The 15938-nt window shown below is 44.1% G+C and carries 13 protein-coding genes; 8 read left to right on the plus strand and 5 right to left on the minus strand.

Annotated elements, in window-relative coordinates; all coding sequences use genetic code 11:
• Positions 1-175: 175 nt before the first annotated feature.
• The 5 genes from GLV98_RS13160 to GLV98_RS13180 all read left to right on the plus strand — a co-directional run bounded on the left by GLV98_RS13160 (position 176) and on the right by GLV98_RS13180 (position 7135).
• Entirely contained in the window at positions 176-1795 is a 1620-nt protein-coding gene (locus GLV98_RS13160) for an FAD-dependent monooxygenase (protein WP_160915945.1), read from the plus strand.
• A 193-nt stretch (positions 1796-1988) separates the two neighbouring features.
• Positions 1989-2858: an ABC transporter permease subunit gene (locus tag GLV98_RS13165; RefSeq protein WP_160915947.1), complete on the plus strand. Its 870-nt coding sequence runs from the start codon at positions 1989-1991 to the stop codon at positions 2856-2858.
• Positions 2859-3872, plus strand: a complete 1014-nt coding sequence (locus tag GLV98_RS13170; protein WP_160915949.1) for an ABC transporter permease subunit — start codon at positions 2859-2861, stop codon at positions 3870-3872.
• A gap of 274 nt (positions 3873-4146) precedes the next feature.
• The gene (locus GLV98_RS13175) at positions 4147-6069 is read left to right on the plus strand and encodes an LTA synthase family protein (RefSeq protein WP_160915951.1); all 1923 of its coding nucleotides are present in this window, start codon (positions 4147-4149) and stop codon (positions 6067-6069) included.
• A 670-nt stretch (positions 6070-6739) separates the two neighbouring features.
• Positions 6740-7135, plus strand: coding sequence for a VOC family protein (locus tag GLV98_RS13180; RefSeq protein WP_160915953.1), 396 nt, complete (start codon positions 6740-6742; stop codon positions 7133-7135).
• An 18-nt stretch (positions 7136-7153) separates the two neighbouring features.
• Here GLV98_RS13180 and GLV98_RS13185 read toward each other — a convergent pair whose 3' ends face one another.
• On the minus strand, positions 7154-7648 hold the full coding sequence (locus GLV98_RS13185; protein WP_160915955.1) for a GNAT family N-acetyltransferase: 495 nt from the start codon (positions 7646-7648) through the stop codon (positions 7154-7156).
• Positions 7649-7794: 146 nt separating this feature from the next.
• Between GLV98_RS13185 and GLV98_RS13190 the strand changes: the two genes are divergently transcribed.
• Entirely contained in the window at positions 7795-8145 is a 351-nt protein-coding gene (locus GLV98_RS13190) for a hypothetical protein (RefSeq protein WP_160915957.1), read from the plus strand.
• A 167-nt stretch (positions 8146-8312) separates the two neighbouring features.
• On the opposite strand, the gene GLV98_RS13195 is transcribed toward GLV98_RS13190, so the two are convergent.
• The 4 genes from GLV98_RS13195 to GLV98_RS13210 all read right to left on the minus strand — a co-directional run bounded on the left by GLV98_RS13195 (position 8313) and on the right by GLV98_RS13210 (position 11846).
• A complete protein-coding gene (locus GLV98_RS13195; RefSeq protein ID WP_202410061.1) occupies positions 8313-9254 on the minus strand; it encodes a metal ABC transporter solute-binding protein, Zn/Mn family in 942 nt (313 codons plus the stop codon).
• Between the two features lie 39 nt (positions 9255-9293).
• Positions 9294-10151 (minus strand): metal ABC transporter permease, encoded by an 858-nt coding sequence (locus GLV98_RS13200; RefSeq protein ID WP_160915961.1) that lies wholly within the window; start codon positions 10149-10151, stop codon positions 9294-9296.
• Between the two features lie 3 nt (positions 10152-10154).
• Entirely contained in the window at positions 10155-10895 is a 741-nt protein-coding gene (locus GLV98_RS13205) for a metal ABC transporter ATP-binding protein (RefSeq protein ID WP_160915963.1), read from the minus strand.
• Between the two features lie 384 nt (positions 10896-11279).
• Positions 11280-11846 carry a TetR/AcrR family transcriptional regulator gene (locus GLV98_RS13210; RefSeq protein ID WP_160915965.1) on the minus strand — a complete coding sequence of 189 codons (567 nt, stop codon included), beginning with the start codon at positions 11844-11846 and terminating at the stop codon, positions 11280-11282.
• A 215-nt stretch (positions 11847-12061) separates the two neighbouring features.
• Between GLV98_RS13210 and GLV98_RS13215 the strand changes: the two genes are divergently transcribed.
• The gene (locus tag GLV98_RS13215; protein WP_160915967.1) at positions 12062-14062 is read left to right on the plus strand and encodes an efflux RND transporter permease subunit; all 2001 of its coding nucleotides are present in this window, start codon (positions 12062-12064) and stop codon (positions 14060-14062) included.
• A 2-nt stretch (positions 14063-14064) separates the two neighbouring features.
• Positions 14065-15873 carry a YhgE/Pip domain-containing protein gene (locus GLV98_RS13220; RefSeq protein ID WP_160915969.1) on the plus strand — a complete coding sequence of 603 codons (1809 nt, stop codon included), beginning with the start codon at positions 14065-14067 and terminating at the stop codon, positions 15871-15873.
• The last annotated feature ends 65 nt before the right edge of the window (positions 15874-15938 follow it).

Below are 15938 nucleotides of genomic sequence, written 5' to 3' on the forward strand. Positions count from 1 at the left end.
AAATATAAAGTCCCAGGTGTGTAAAAAGGATGCTTAGGAGCGATTCCAGCGCATAGGCCAGCTTTAGTAATGTGTCTATCTATGGTTGAGTAAAAGGGAGAAGGGTAAGGTAACTTAGGTTCTATTTTTAAGAGTAAATCCATTGGTTATTTATATCTCGAAAGGGGTGTATGGGGTGACATCTGTTATTGAAACAGACGTACTGATTATCGGAGCAGGACCGGCTGGGTTGATGGCTGCCAATGAATTGCAGAAACGGGAAATGGATTTTATCTGCCTGGAGCAGCGCTCTAGCCCGTCAGAACTCTCGAAAGCTCTTGGCATCCAGGCGAGGACGCTTGAAATGTTCGAACTCTTAGGCGTCCATCAGGAATTTTTGAAAAAAGGCTATCCTGGGCCTGGTTCGAAGCTGCATCTCGGAGGGGAAAACCCTTCTGTGGTTGAACTCTATCATATCGATAGTCAATATCCGTATCTACTTATTATTCCTCAGAGTGAGACCGAAAGTATATTAGAAGAACACCTTTCCTCATTAGGGGGGAGGATCAACAGGGAACACGAAGTTGTGGAAGTGATGGAAACCGATGAGGGGGTATATGTCACTGTGAAACATCACGGCGAGCTTAAGAGATATGTCGCCAAATACCTTCTCGCTTGTGATGGTGCTCATAGTAAGGTTCGCCAGGATTTGAATGTGCCTTTTGAAGGAGAGGACGAAGGGTATACGTTTTTCCTTGGTGACGTTGACGTTCCTGACCTGAATGAAATTTACATTAACATGCATCTGAATGAGCGGGGAGCGGTCGCTTTCTTTCCATATAAAGACGGCAGTTACCGCGTGGTTGGAATGAACCGAACCAAACAAGGGTTGCCTCACAAAGATGAATTGTCTTTGGAGGATTTGCAAGAAAGCATGAATACAGTTTTATCCGAGCCTTACCAAGTAGAGAACCCCAAATGGCTCTCTTACTTTGGGACCGCTCATCGGCAGGTGCCCAACTACAGGAAAGGGAAGGTGTTCTTCGTTGGGGATGCGGCGCATATCCATAATCCGATTGGGGGGCAGGGGATGAATCTTGGTTTACAGGATGCAGCGAATATTGTCTGGAAGCTGGAGGTGGTGCTTAACGGCTATGCTGATGATTCTTTCCTCGATAGCTACCATCACGAACGGGCGCCGATTGGACTGGATGTATTGAAAGATACCTCTCGCATGCTTAAAATCATTGAACTCCAAGGCATGCAGGGGAAAATACGGAACTGGACGGGAAAAGCGGCATTGACGCAGGACTGGGTTCAAAAGAAGATTGCGAACCACTTGTCCAATATCTATAACGAGTATGAAGAGACGTCCAAAAATAAGTCATTGCAAGATTCTTCTCTTTCTAAGGAAGCGATACGACCAGGCGAACGGGTCCCGGATCACCTTTTATTCTTTGATGGTTCCAACGATAAAAGTGTGTATCCTTTAATCCGGACGTATGGATACGTCTGCTTCATTTATATAGACGCACAGGACGAATCATTCATTGATGAAGCGTATTCTTTCTCCCAAAAGGTTGACGAAACGTATGCAGGCCTCATCAAGGTTTTTCTCGTGGCTAAAGGTGGGACGGTGAGAACGGATGGAGATGAGCTTCCGATCATTTACGACGTGCACCGGCATCTGGGCAATAAGCTCGGTATGGAGAAAGGGCACACCCTGCTGATCCGCCCGGATGGTCATGTAGCTTTCCATGAATCATCTTCAGACCTTGAAAAAACACTAGAAAAAGTTAAACGTTTCTTTAGTTAAGTGATGAGAAAATACCGTCTGGTGAGGCGGTATTTTTTTATGTCTAATGAAGGGATAGGAAGAAAACTCGTAATATAAGTTAGAATTTTTTTACAATTTAAAAATGGAATGGTAGGATATGATGTAAATCCATTGAGGAGTCTTTATACCTAAACACATACCGTTAAGTTCATATTTTCAGGAGGAGAGTCTGATGTCTTTATCCTACATATTCCGTGAGGTACTCCGACCTTTTTATTTGTTGGTCGGTATCTTCCTCGTGAGCATCTCCCCGATGTTTACCTCCGTTACTGGACTGCAGTGGCCAGGTTTATCAGCAATCAGAGAGGTCGTAGAGAAAATTCTGCGACCGGGTTCCTTGATTTACACCAACCCGACGTCAGGGGTAGAGCGCGATTTGTTTCCTATCATCTTCAAGCCTTTTTGGAGCTCTCTGTCTGTCATGGGGATCGCACTAATTGTTTCCTTGGCTTCGGCGTTGTTGCTCAGCATTTTGTTAAAGTTTGCTTCGGGGAAATGGTACAAGGGAATCATGTCGGTCGCCTCGGTTTTCCAAACAATTCCTGATGTCGTTTATGTGCTTGTTTCACAAATGGTCCTGGTTTGGGTTTACATTCAAACAGGTGTGAAATTTGCCAAGTTTACAGGAACAGGCACAGAAGAAGCCTTATTGGTACCGGGGCTGGTCCTATCCATCTTGCCTTTCATCTACTTTTTGAAAACCATCCTTGCTATGATGAAGGAAGAAGAAGGGGAACCTTATGTGGATTTAGCGACAAGCAAAGGTCTCCATAAACTACGGGTCATTTGCGTACATATGCTTAGGAATATGTTGGTCCGTCTTGCCTATCAAAGTAAATTCATTATCAGTTTGATGATCAGTAACTTGCTGATTGTCGAATATTTATTCAATAACTTTGGTATGACTGTCTTCTTATTGAATTACACTCAGCCTCCTGTGTTTTTTGTGACAGCGATTTTGTTCTTTCTCCCTATCTATGTAGGTCTGAAAGTCATAGAATGGGTGCTCTACTTAACGACACAGCAGGAGGTATCTCTCTAAATGAAGCGCATTTGGAAACAGCCGATGTTTTTGTTAGGGTTTGTGTTTATTATGGTGATGCTCATCGGGAGCTTCGTACATGCCATTTTCTTCGATTCGATCATCCCGAAGACTCCTTTCACCTATGATGAGAATGGTCAATTGGAAGGAGCACCACCTTTTGCCCCGTTTGAGCATTCATTTTTAGGTACGGATATGGCAGGGAACCATTTGTTTTTTTACATTCTAATGGGGGCTAAGTATACGATGCTCGGGACGCTGGCGGTTGCCTTTCTCAGCTTTGGTCTAGCGTTTGTCATTGGGATTCCTTTAGGGTTCGTGCAAAAAGCGAAATTCTTCCAAGGGTTTGAACAAGTGATTTCTGTCATGTATTTCATTCCAGCTTCATTGATTGCCTATAAATTTCTTAAGCCGATGATGATGGAACCTTATGATGGGTTTCCTACGACCTTAGCTTTTCGAATTACGATAGAGGTCATTGTTTTAGCCTTGTTGCTCGTTCCACCTGCAGCAATCTTGATGGCCAACGAAACGAGTGAAATCCTGAAAAAGGAATATGTCACCTCAAGTCGTGTGCTTGGAGGCCGTGGGTGGCACCTTTTCAAAAAACATTTGACACCTCAGTTGAAGGAAAGTTGGATTCGTCTGCTCTTAATGCAGTCCATCCAGGCTGTTTTAATTCTCACTCATTTGGGGGTGTTTGAGATGTTCTTCGGAGGGACACGCGTATTTTATGGACTTGGGGCTGAACCTCCATCGCCGATTACTTTTGACTGGGCTTCGATTATTGGCATGTACTACGACGCGATCATGACGAACATGGCGTGGCTGATTGGGGTGCCGCTGCTTTTCCTCGTCTTGTTCGTATTATCTTTGATTGCTATTGCCAATGGCATTCAAAAAAGTGTACGAGCATCCATGCCGAAAAAAGATCAGTCATCTGAGAGTTTGGATGTAGAGAATGCAGATCCAAGCGATGAAAAGTGGTTTGAACTATTGAAGAAGGACGCATAAAAGCAGAGTTTATAAGAACTTATTAGGAAATCCTACCGACCTTTTATCTTTGTTGGTGGGATTTTTTGTATGTTATATAACTTTTATGTGACGGGTATGTCATCTCTTTAAATAAGTTTAACAGTTTTATGATAATAGGTAATTTCTATCAAACATGTGTTATGATAAGTTTCGTCGTCATTTACAATGATTTCAAAAAGTGATAGTATACGAGACTTAATGATGGAAAGACTGATGGAAATTAGATAAAGGTTAAATCAACGGAGGTTTGATCATGTTTTCAAAACTAAAATTAAAAATGAAAATGAAAATGAAAGACCCTGCGTTTAAGAAGAAAAGTATGATTTATGCTGCAGTGATGGCGATCTTCTGGGCGAAGATGTACTTCATTCAAGGCGGTATTTTCACCCTTGATATTGAAAACGCCAATGAAGCGGCTATTTTGGCTTTTAACCCATTGAGCAGTATTTTCCTCTTATTCGGAGTGGGGATTATGCTGGCAGGTCGAAGAGGGATGCTTGCCACGTATATATTAGGATCCCTTTTATTATACGTAAACGTTCTGTTCTATAGAGAGTACAGTGACTTCCTGACAATCCCGATGTTAGGGCAAGCCGCGAACTTGGCTGGTATGGGTGGAAGTATCACTAAAATTCTATCAGTGACAGACATTTTCTTATTCGTCGATGTATTGATTGCTGCGTTCCTACTATTCTATTTGAAGCCGGAACGCTTCCAAAGTTTCATGCCTAAGCGTAAAGAAGGCTTGATTTTGGCTGTCCTTGCGATTCCTCTGTTCCTCGTGAACTTAGGCTGGGCGACAACCGAGCGTACAGAACTACTGGAACGTGCTTTTGACCGTAACATGCTCGTGAAGTACATCGGAGTTCTGAACTTCCACGCCTATGATATCGTCCTGCAAGGTCAGACAGAAGCGAAGAAGACCTTTGCGGACAGTAACGAATTGTCACCGGTCTTGAACTATATCAATGAACACAAAACTGAACCGAACTCTGAGATGACGGGAGTCGCGGAAGGGAAAAATGTGATTGCCTTGTCCCTTGAAAGTACACAGACCTTTGTTGTTGATAATTCGGTAAACGGAAAAGAATTGACTCCGTATTTCAACGATCTGAAAGAGGAAGGAGCTTACTTCAGCAACTTCTACCACCAGGTCAAACAAGGGCGTACATCCGACTCTGAGTTCTTACTTGATAATTCATTGTATGGACTGAACCGTGGAGCGGCCTTCTTTACCCATTCAGGAAACGAATATCAAGCGACTCCTGAAGTACTGGGTGAAAAAGGATACTTCTCCTCAACGATGCACGCCAATGATGAAACATTCTGGAACCGTAACGTCATGTATGATTCTCTTGGTTATGATGAGTACTACTCTAAAAAAGATTACAATGTGACTGAAGAAAAGTCCTATGGTTGGGGCTACCTGGATGAGTATTTCTTCAGTGATTCCTTGGATAAAATGGAACAGATGGAGCAGCCGTTCTACAACAAAATGATCACGTTGACGAACCACCATCCGTTCACATTGCCTGAAGATAAGAAATTCATTGAGGAAGGAAATACGTCCAGTGAAACATTGAATCGCTATTTCCAAACGATCCGTTATCAGGATGAAGCGCTGAAACAGTTCGTCGAGGAATTCAAAAAGTCCGAGCTTTATGATGATACGATTCTCGTCATTTATGGGGACCACTTCGGTATTTCCGAAAACCATAAGCAAGCGATGGGAGAGTATCTTGATAAAGACATCAATGAATATGAACAGTTCCAATTGCAGCGTGTGCCGCTCCTTATTCTAGGAGAAGGCATTGAACCGCAGGAAAACGACACCGTTGGTGGACAAATCGATTTACGCCCGACGCTTATGAACCTTCTCGGCGTCGAAGATGAAAACCCTGTTCAATTCGGACAGGACCTCTTCAGTGAAGATCGTCGCGAAATGATGATCACACGAGATGGAAACTTCGCCAATGAAAAGTATGTCGGTGTGAATGGAAATTGTTATGACAGAGAATCAGGGGAACCCGTAGAAGGAGAGGCTTGTGCACCTAGCTTCAAGCAGGCAGAAGAAGAGCTTGCCTTATCTGATTCCGTCGTGTACGGAGACCTGCTGCGTTACCTTGATGAGATTGAAATGATTGAAGAAAAGGATTCTTCAAAAGGTAAGGAATAGATCATTAGCATGCAGAGAGACCTTCCGTTTCTCTGCATGCTTTTTTATGTTAAGCACCACGATTCCTCTTACATATAAGCTCCCCATTTTTCAATTCTCAGTTTCGAGGTGTTTTCGGGGTTCGTTGCCGTGTTGGGCGTCAGGGGTGGCTGGGAAGCTACTCGCTTTCCTGTGGGGATGACGGCAAGCCTCCTCGAGCTTCGCTCTGTGGGGTCTTGCCAGCCAATCCATTCCCACGGGAGTCTCGCAGCTTCCCAACCACCCCATTCGATATAGCAGAGAAACGAACCCCTTCGTACAGTAGTACAGTCTCCCACTGTCCTTGTGGTGTACGCAGGAAGCTCTCCATATCAAGCATTGTGAATTCAAATACTTGACCCGTGTTCTTAAAACTACCTGTCTCCGTTAGTTGAAAATGAGCTGATTCCAGAATCGGTTTCGAGACACTCACATGGCAAAGGGGCGGAGGGGAATGGCGCTCCCGCGGAAAGCGAGCTATTCCCCGTATCCCCACCCACTCAATAAAAGTCTCGAAACTGAGTCTACAACAATCCTGCCAGTTAGTTTAAGAACGCTAGAAAAATAAGAAGGAGTAGGTGATTGTTAGGCGAATATGTAAGCATAGAGTCATTATTATTGATCAAAATCTATGAAAAAGCAGGTGGAAATGATGGGGAGAGTCGTTCATTTTGAAGTTCATGTCGATGACATGGAACGAGCAAAGAAGTTTTACGGAGAGGTCTTTGATTGGAAATTCGAAGACTGGAGTGAGTACGCCGGGATGCCTTATTTCGGAGTGGTGACAGGTGGAGACGACGAGCTTGGGATCAACGGAGCATTAATGCAACGCCAAAGTGCACCGCCAGAATTGAACCAGGCTGTGAATGCCTATGCCTGTACCATGGGAGTGGAAGATTACGATGCGGTTGAAGCTAAAGTCCTAGAAGGCGGGGGGAAAGTCGCATTGCCTAAATACGCACTGCCGGGAATGGCTTGGCAGGGGTATTATTTGGATCCAGAAGGCAATATATTCGGCCTTCACCAACCCGATGAAAATGCAAAATAGCAATAAAAGAACCCTTGATTAGGGGTTCTTTTTTGTATATTCTTCATTTTTGGATGGGACGTTTTTTTCCATCACTACGTTTGTCGTTTTGTATGATAGGCTCTCGTACAATTTTCGTGCGACCGTGTTATGGCCAAAGACGTGAAGACCGATTTTCTGCACCCCGATGATTCTGGCCTCCTCTTCTGCCAGGATCATCGCTTTCTTTCCATGCCCTTGACCTTGATGATCATCTGAAACTCGAATGTCATAGATGAAGGCTTTTTCAGAGGATTGTTTACAAATCCAGATAGCCCCTACATTTTCACCCTTTTCATTAAGGATGGTATAAAGATAATGATCCTTTGTATGTCTTCCCTCAGGGAGCAGTTCTGCTTGGGTGGTTTTGGCTTTTTCAAGCGCTTCTTCTTCTGTCCAATTTCCCGCCGCTACCTTTTCCTTTGCATAGGCAGCGATCGAAAAATCGTTGTATTCCCCAAATTCGTCTTCGGACATCCTGCGTAAAGTCGTCATTTAATGATCTCCTTTTTAAGTTATACTTCTACATACGGTTAAGAATAGGAAAAGTTGCATTTCCATTCGAGATCATCTTAGTACAGGGTAAGTTCTTCATCATGGAAGATACTATACATAAATCATTATTCAGGAAGGTGTGTCAGATGAAATTAGTCGATATATATCGTGTTAAAACCTTTGTTGTTCCAGAATATGTGGATGCAGTGGTACAGGGAGTACTGAGCATTGACGACTTGAGAGTAGGAAATTACAAAAACGTCATGTGGCAGACGAAGGATGGGATGGAGCAGTTTGTCCCGGGGGAAGAAGCCGTTCCAACAGAGGGGGCGGCCGGAGAGAAAACGACCCTCACTTCGCTTCGGATCGAATTTTCTATTCCAAGGGATGAATCCTTATTAACAAGGGTGATTGAGGAAGGAATCTATCCGAATCATCCGTGGGACGAACCCGTCGTTCAAGTTTCGGAGGAAAGAGAAGCAAGAAAGCAGCAATAGCAGGGTAGTCTCTGCATGTTTCCGCATGTGGAGGCTCTTTTCATTGGTGAGAAAAAGTATGATTTGAATCCGCAGAAGATACCGATTTTAAACCATCTAAACATGAGAAGTCCCCAAGTGAAAATATAAAAGGCTGCCAACATGATGCGATGTTGGCAGCTTTTGAGTTACTTGCTCAATCCTTCTTTAATTGTATTGATGTTGGACTCCATCATAGAAATGTACGTATCGCCTTCTTCACCAGGTTCAGCTAAAGAATCAGTGAAAACATCGCCCATGATTGGAACATCGGTTTCTTCCGAGACGGCTTCCATGCTGCGCGCATCGATACTCGTCTCTAAGAATAACCCTGTGATTTGTTTTTCATTGATGATATCTACAATTCTTGTGATTTGGTCTGGTGTCCCTTGATTTTCCTGGTTGATCTCCCAAATGTATTCCGCTTGGAACCCATAGGCATCACTGAAGTATTTGAATGCTCCTTCACTTGTTACGAGTACACGTTCTTCTTCTGGGATTTCATTGAATTGCTTTACGGCTTTGTCGTGCAACGCTTGCAGCTCAGCAATGTATTCCTCGGCATTCTCCTCATAAACTTCTTTGTTTTCAGGGTCGACTTTGATGAGGCCATCTCTCGCGTTTTCGGCATATTTAATTCCATTCCGTATATCCAGCCATGCGTGAGGGTCTTCTTCGCCTTCGTTACCTTCTGACGTCAAGTACATCGCTTCAACACCATTACTCATAAGGAATACAGGCGCCTCTTCACCGTCTTTTCCGGCCGTTTCCATCAACTTATTGAACCAGGCGTTACCAGCTTCAAGGTTTAAGCCATTGTAAAACACAGCATCCGCATCCGTGGTCTTTTTCACGTCTTCCGGTAGCGGGTCATACTCGTGCGGATTAGAACCAATAGGGGCTAAGCTGTGAATGTCGACCAGATCACCGCCGACGTTTTTTACAATGTCATACACGATCGAGTACGTCGTTACGACCTGGACTTTCCCTTCATCTTGACTACTGTTTCCGTTCGCTTCTTCTCCACCACAAGCGGCTAGCATGAGCAGGGTGAAAAGAGTGGCTGCTAACAATAAAAACTTTTTCTTCATCATGAAAAATTCCTCCTCTTTTATATGAAAGCTTTCTATTTAAACAAGGGATGCTTTTTTCTTTCTGACTTTCAACATCTTCCATAACCATCCGTGTTTAGGCGAGAACAGGAAGACAAGGACAAAAATCGCTGTTGCTGCCATAACGATTGTCGCTCCTGAAGCCAGGTTATAGGTGAAGCTGAAGTAGAGACCGATGACAGACGAAAGGACACCGATACCAGAAGCAAGGAAAATCATAACCCATAAACGGTCCGTCAAAAGGTAGGCAGCCGCTGCCGGGGTGATCAACATCGCAACAACGAGAACAATTCCTACGGTTTGTAAAGAAGCGACAGTCCCCATCGTAAGCAGGGTCATCAGGAAATAATGAATCAGTCGGACGGGCAATCCGTAAGCAGCTCCCATCGTTTCATCGAAGGAGGTGACCAGTAGCTCTTTATAAAAAAGGTACACGGCTGCTAGGATGACAACACCGATCCCGAGCGTAATCCACATATCGGAGGCTCTTACTGCGAGGACATTTCCAAACAGAATATGATAGAGGTCCGTGCTGCTCTTCAACATGGTGATGATGATAATTCCTGCTGCGAAGGCCGCCGTGAACATGATGCCGATCGATGTATCGTGTTTGATCCGGCTGTTCTGCGTGACGAATCCGATGGCAATCGCTGTAATGACACCACTGAAAACAGCCCCAAAGAAAAAGTTGATTCCGAACATGTAAGAAATGGCGACTCCGGGCAAGACCGCATGAGAGATGGCATCTCCCATGAGGGCCATTCCGCGGAGAATGATGAAACAACCGATCACTCCACAAATGATTCCGACCATAACCGATGTTAATAACGCTTTTTGTAAAAATCCATATTGCATAACTGCTTCAATAAAAGCCATGACTTACACTCCTATCTCTTTCATGAAAGCAAACTGTCCTTGGTAGGCTTTTTGTATGATTTCTGTTTGGAAGACTTCCTGAACGGATCCGAAACCGATTAATTCTTTGTTAAGAAGAATCAGTTGGTTGAAGTAATCGTTGGCTTTGCTCAAGTCGTGATGGACGACAATGACTGTCTTTCCCTGCCAACACAATTCTTTCAAAATCCGTACGATCGTTTCTTCACTCGATACATCCACCCCGACGAACGGTTCATCAAGAAAGAACATCTCAGCTTTTTGTGCAAGTGCTCTGGCTAAAAAGACGCGTTGCTGTTGACCACCGGATAATTCGCCGATTTGCCTATTGCTGAAATCTCCCATACCGACCCGGTCCAGGCATTCCATGGCCCATTCTTTGTCTTTCTTTTTCGGTCGTCTGAATAATTTCAAGTTGGGGTAGGTGCCGATCAGAACAGCATCAAGAACAGTGATTGGAAAATCCCAGTCGATATCATTGCGCTGAGGGACATACGCGATCTTCTTCCGCACTTCTTTCACCGTTTTTCCAAGAAGTTTGATTTCCCCTTTATCGCGTGGAATCAAGTTCAACATGGCTTTTAAAAACGTGGATTTACCGGCACCGTTAGGACCGATGATTCCCACAAGGTTCCCGGGGTTGACCGTTAAGCTGACTTCTTTCACCGCTTCATTCCCATAGTACGAAACGTGCAGGTCTTTAATGGATAGGGCAGCATTCGCCATCTTTTCTCCTCCTTTGACATGAATATCCTCATTCCTTACTTATAAGGTTTAGATATCGGCATAGTTTTGTCGTATATTCATAAAAATTTGTTCTGTTCATTTAATTTTCCTTAGTGCAACTTTTTGGGTAAAAAAATAGTCCTTTTACTATATGGGTGCAACTAAAGAAAGTTGACAAAAATTGAAGTTCGTTTAAAAAGTTTCCTTAATGCAAAATATATAGGTGCAGCCAATAAAAGTCAACCTTTATTCTAATTGTCTGCTAAATGAATAATAAGTATATAGCTAGAAAAGGAGGGACTTCAATGGGAATAGGTCCTTCTGTGCGTCTATTTTTTTGAACATTCTATTCCATGAAGTCCTGAAGTAACGTATGGCTCTGCGTCAATCTAAATAAGAAAAACCATAATTAATGAAGTGGTTGATCATGACCGCCATCTCTCTCGGCGACTGATCCATATCTCTTTCAATCCAATCTTTGATGACATGAATGGCTCCACTGATTACAAATGAGCTCAAATACTCGGATTCCTGTTTGTTCGCCACATGCTCGTCCATCCAATTGTTCCTCATGAATCCCCGTGTCAGGTCCATCATTCGTTTTTCAAAAGTCGGAGCCGCTTCTTTATTGAGCAACGTCTGGAACATGAGTTTGTTTTCAATGACATATTCCAAAATCTTTTCAGTCATCTGAATGGATTCTTCTTCATGTTCGTAGTTATAGCTGTGCAGGTAGCGGTTCATATCGTCGGTGATTTCTTCTTCGATCTTACTGAGCAGGTCGTAATGGTCGGAATAATGGGTGTAGAAGGTCGAGCGGTTAATATCAGCAAGCCCACACAATTCTTTTACAGTAATATCGGAGATGGGCTTATCCGCAAGCAAGCTGATCAAACTTTCCTTTAATACTTTTCTTGTATATTTTTTTCGGCGGTCGAGTTTTTCGTTCATCGTTCTGGCCCCTTTTTGTTACATTTCTGTGACAATCCAACACAAAATAAAGTTATGTTGGGAAACTGACGGTAGTTAGGAAACTGTTTGTTGAATATCCAACACGGTGTTAATAAAATGATACAATGTATGAATGTCATTTGCAAGAGAGGTGAGGCCTTATTGGCTGGGCATCAAGAATCATTAAACGTAAGAAAAGCATTGTCATCATTTTTATGATTTTAACCATTCTCAGTACGGTAGCGCAGTTCGGGGTATCGGTCAATTACAATATGGTCGATTACCTGCCGGAAAATTCTCCGTCCATGCAGGCGATGGAGTTGATGGAGGAAGAGTTTGATGAACCGGTGGAAAATACCCGGGTCCTGATTCGGGACATCTCCGTTACCGAGGCATTAAGTTATAAAGAAGACCTCGATTCGATCGAAGGTGTCACCAATGTAATGTGGCTCGATGATGTCATCGATTTGAAAGTTCCGCTGGAAATGGCAGACTCAGATACTGTTGAAACGTATTACCAGGAACGGGCGGCTCTTTTTTCTGTGACAATTGAAGAAGGGTACGAAGTGGAAGCGACCGATGCCATTTATGATTTGATCGGTGAAGAAAATGCAGTCGCAGGTGAAGCGGTCAACACAGCGGTTTCGCAGAAGATGGCGGGTAGCGAGTCGATGTATGCGGCAGCACTACTTGTTCCGATCATTATCCTCATATTGATTTTGTCCACGACATCGTGGATGGAACCAGTCTTCTTTTTAACGGCAATCGGTGTTTCTGTCCTGATTAACTTGGGGACGAATATCTTCATCGGAGAGGTATCATTTGTCACCCAATCGGTCGCACCGATTTTACAACTCGCGGTGTCGCTCGACTATGCGATCTTCCTATTGCATAGTTTTTCGGATTATCGAAAAGAAGTGTCCGACCCTAAGGAAGCCATGCAACTTGCGATGAAAAGGTCGTTCCCGGCGATCATTGCCAGTGCATCGACGACCTTCTTCGGGTTTACGGCTCTCACGTTCATGGACTTCGGTATTGGGGCAGACTTAGGTCTCAACCTGCTGAAGGGAATCCTGCTGAGCTTCCTCAGTGTGATGATTTTCCTTCCAGCGTTGACGCTGATGTTCTATCACTGGATTGACCGCACGCAGCACCGTCCATTCGTTCCGGATTTTAAAGGGATCGGAAAACGTGTCATGAAATTCCGTATTCCAAGTTTGATTTTCGTCCTCTTGATTATCGTTCCTGCCTTTTTGGCGCAAAGTGAAACTTCTTTCATATATGGAACGGGTGAGCACCCTGAAAACACAAGGGCAGGGCAAGATGCGAGAGCGATTCAGGAGGAGTTCGGAAAGAACATGCCGATGGTCCTGCTCGTACCTGAAGGTGACAGAGCCAAGGAAGAGGAGCTTGTACGTGAGCTGGAAAACCTCCCGCTTGTTTCAAGTGTCATCTCCTACGTCAACATGGTCAGCCCGGCGATCCCGCCCGCTTATCTGGAAGAGTCGATCACGGAATCGTTTTATTCAGAGAACTATGCACGAATCACTCTTTACACCGAAACGGATGCAGAGGGGGAGGAAGCTTTTTCTCTTATAGAGAAAATCAAGGAGACCACCAACAGCTATTATGATGAAACACATATGCTCGGTGAAAGTGTTACCTTGTATGATATGAAAAATATTGTCCAGGAGGATAACCGGCTCGTCAATATTTTGACAGTGGTGACGGTGGCCCTCGTCCTGCTGCTCACGTTCCGTTCAATTTCCATCCCTGTCGTCCTGCTTGTGACCATTCAGGCTTCCGTATGGATCAACTTGTCGTTCCCGTACTTTATGGATACCTCGCTTGTCTACGTGGGTTATCTCTTAATCAGTACGATCCAGCTCGCGGCGACGGTGGACTACGCCATTTTGTTTACGGAAAACTATAATCATTTAAGAAAAGAAATGCCTGCCTTGAAGGCAATCAAGAAGACGATTGATGATAAGATTTTTGCCATTTTTGTATCAGCGGCCATTTTGTCGAGTGTCGGATTCATTTTATGGATCACATCCTCAAATCCGATTGTATCTTCTATCGGACTGCTGTTAGGACGTGGAGCCCTGCTTGCCTTCCTTATGGTCGTGTTTGTGCTTCCGGCCCTGCTCGTCATCTTTGACCGTGTGATAAAAAGAACGACTTGGAAAGCTAACTTTTATAAGGAGGAGAAGTGAGGATGAGATTCAAACGTGCGACAGCGATGTTCACAGCATTTCTTCTCGTCTTGCCGACCGTTCCTGTTTCGGCAGAGGACAATGGAAAAACAGAGCCGGAAACGGGAGGCTCCTACTCGAAAAAGCATGAAGTGGTGTACACCACGCTTGATGCTTCCGGCGATCAAGAAGAAATGTACGTCGTCAACAATTTTACAATCGAAGAGACAGGAAAAATCGTCGATTACGGACCCTATACCAGTGTTCAAAATCTGACAGATGTCACAGAAATTGAGCATCAGGAAGAAAGAGTCGAAATGACTGCAAAAGAAGAAGAGTATTACTATCAAGGCAATCTGGAAGGCAAGCCACTGCCTTGGAATATCAACATTTCTTATGTATTAGATGGAGAATCCATGAAACCTGAAGAGCTGGTCGGAAAAGATGGCAAACTCAAAGTGAGCGTGGATACAACGAAAAATGAAAAGGCGGACGAGAGCTTTTTCAATAATTACTTGATGCAAATTACGATGAAGCTGGATTCCATGATTTATGAAAACATTCAAGCTCCTGAAGGGACAATCGCAAATGCTGGTAAAGACCGGCAAGTGACTTTCACTGTCATGCCTGAAAAAGAAGGCAGCTTCACTATGACCGCGGACGTCACCGACTTGGAGATGGAAAGCATTGAATTTGCAGCGATTCCATCCTCCATGTCCATAGATGCCCCGGATATCGGTGGAATGAGGAACGACATGGGCTCGTTGTCAAATGCGACGGCTGAAATTAACAATGGTGTTGGTGAACTCAAAAATGGAATCGCTGAACTGAATGATGGCGTTGCTAACCTTTATAACGGTTCAGAACAGTTTAAAAGCGGCATCCAGGGATTGAGCAATGGTTCTTCAGAGCTTGTTGAAGGATCAGCTTCTATTCATAACGCTTTGCAACAGATGAACGAGGCGGTCGCTTCTGGATCTGGTGACGTGAACGTGAGCGATATTACCAAAATGGAAGATGGGTTGCGTCAGCTTTCTACAGGTTTGAATGAGGTCGAAAAAGGATTGACGAATTTGAAGGAACAGTATGGGCAGGCCCATCAGGCACTGACGCAGTCCATTGAAGCGATTCCTGAGTATCAGATCTCTGAACGGGAAATCCAGGCTTTGCGTGAAAGCGGGGCGAACCCGGAAGTCGTCAACAAGCTGATTGAAACATATCAGGCAGCTCAAACGGCCAAAGGTACGTTCGCGAATGTGAAAGAAGCCTATCAAGCGGTCGGACCTGCTTTAGAACAGAGTGCCGGATCCTTGAATGAAATGAGTACCAACTTGAATACGGTGGCAGACCAAATCGGTACCAGTATGGAAAATTTAGATATCGGTGAGTCAGTGGAACAGTTGCAGGAAGGGTTACAGTCTCTATTATCGAAATATGGTGAATTCCATTCTGGACTCAAGGAGTACACGGGTGGGGTTGACCAGTTGGCAGGATCCTATGCAGACATTCACAGCGGCATTGGAGGTTTGACGAACGGAACTTCTGAACTTGAAAATGGAGCCACAGAACTCCACGAAGGCACATCTGAATTAGCTTCCAGTACCAGTGATTTGCCTGGTCAGATGGATTCAGAGATTGAACAAATGGTTGAAGAATACGATAAATCCGATTTCGAACCAACATCATTTGTTTCCGAGAAGAATAAAAAAGTCGGATCGGTGCAGTTCGTCATTAAAACCGAAAGCATCAAAAAGGACGAAGAACAAGAAGAAGCTCCAAAGAAGGAAGAGGAAAAGAGCTTCTGGGATCGGTTGTTGGATTTGTTCAGGTAAGAAGGAGTCTTCTCTCAACTTTGGTTGAGGGGGGGCTTTTTTTATTGCCAAAGAGAAGGAGCCCC

The sequence above is a fragment of the Halobacillus litoralis genome (genome assembly GCF_009856415.1).
GTDB classification, from domain to species: Bacteria; Bacillota; Bacilli; order Bacillales; family Halobacillaceae; genus Halobacillus; species Halobacillus litoralis_C.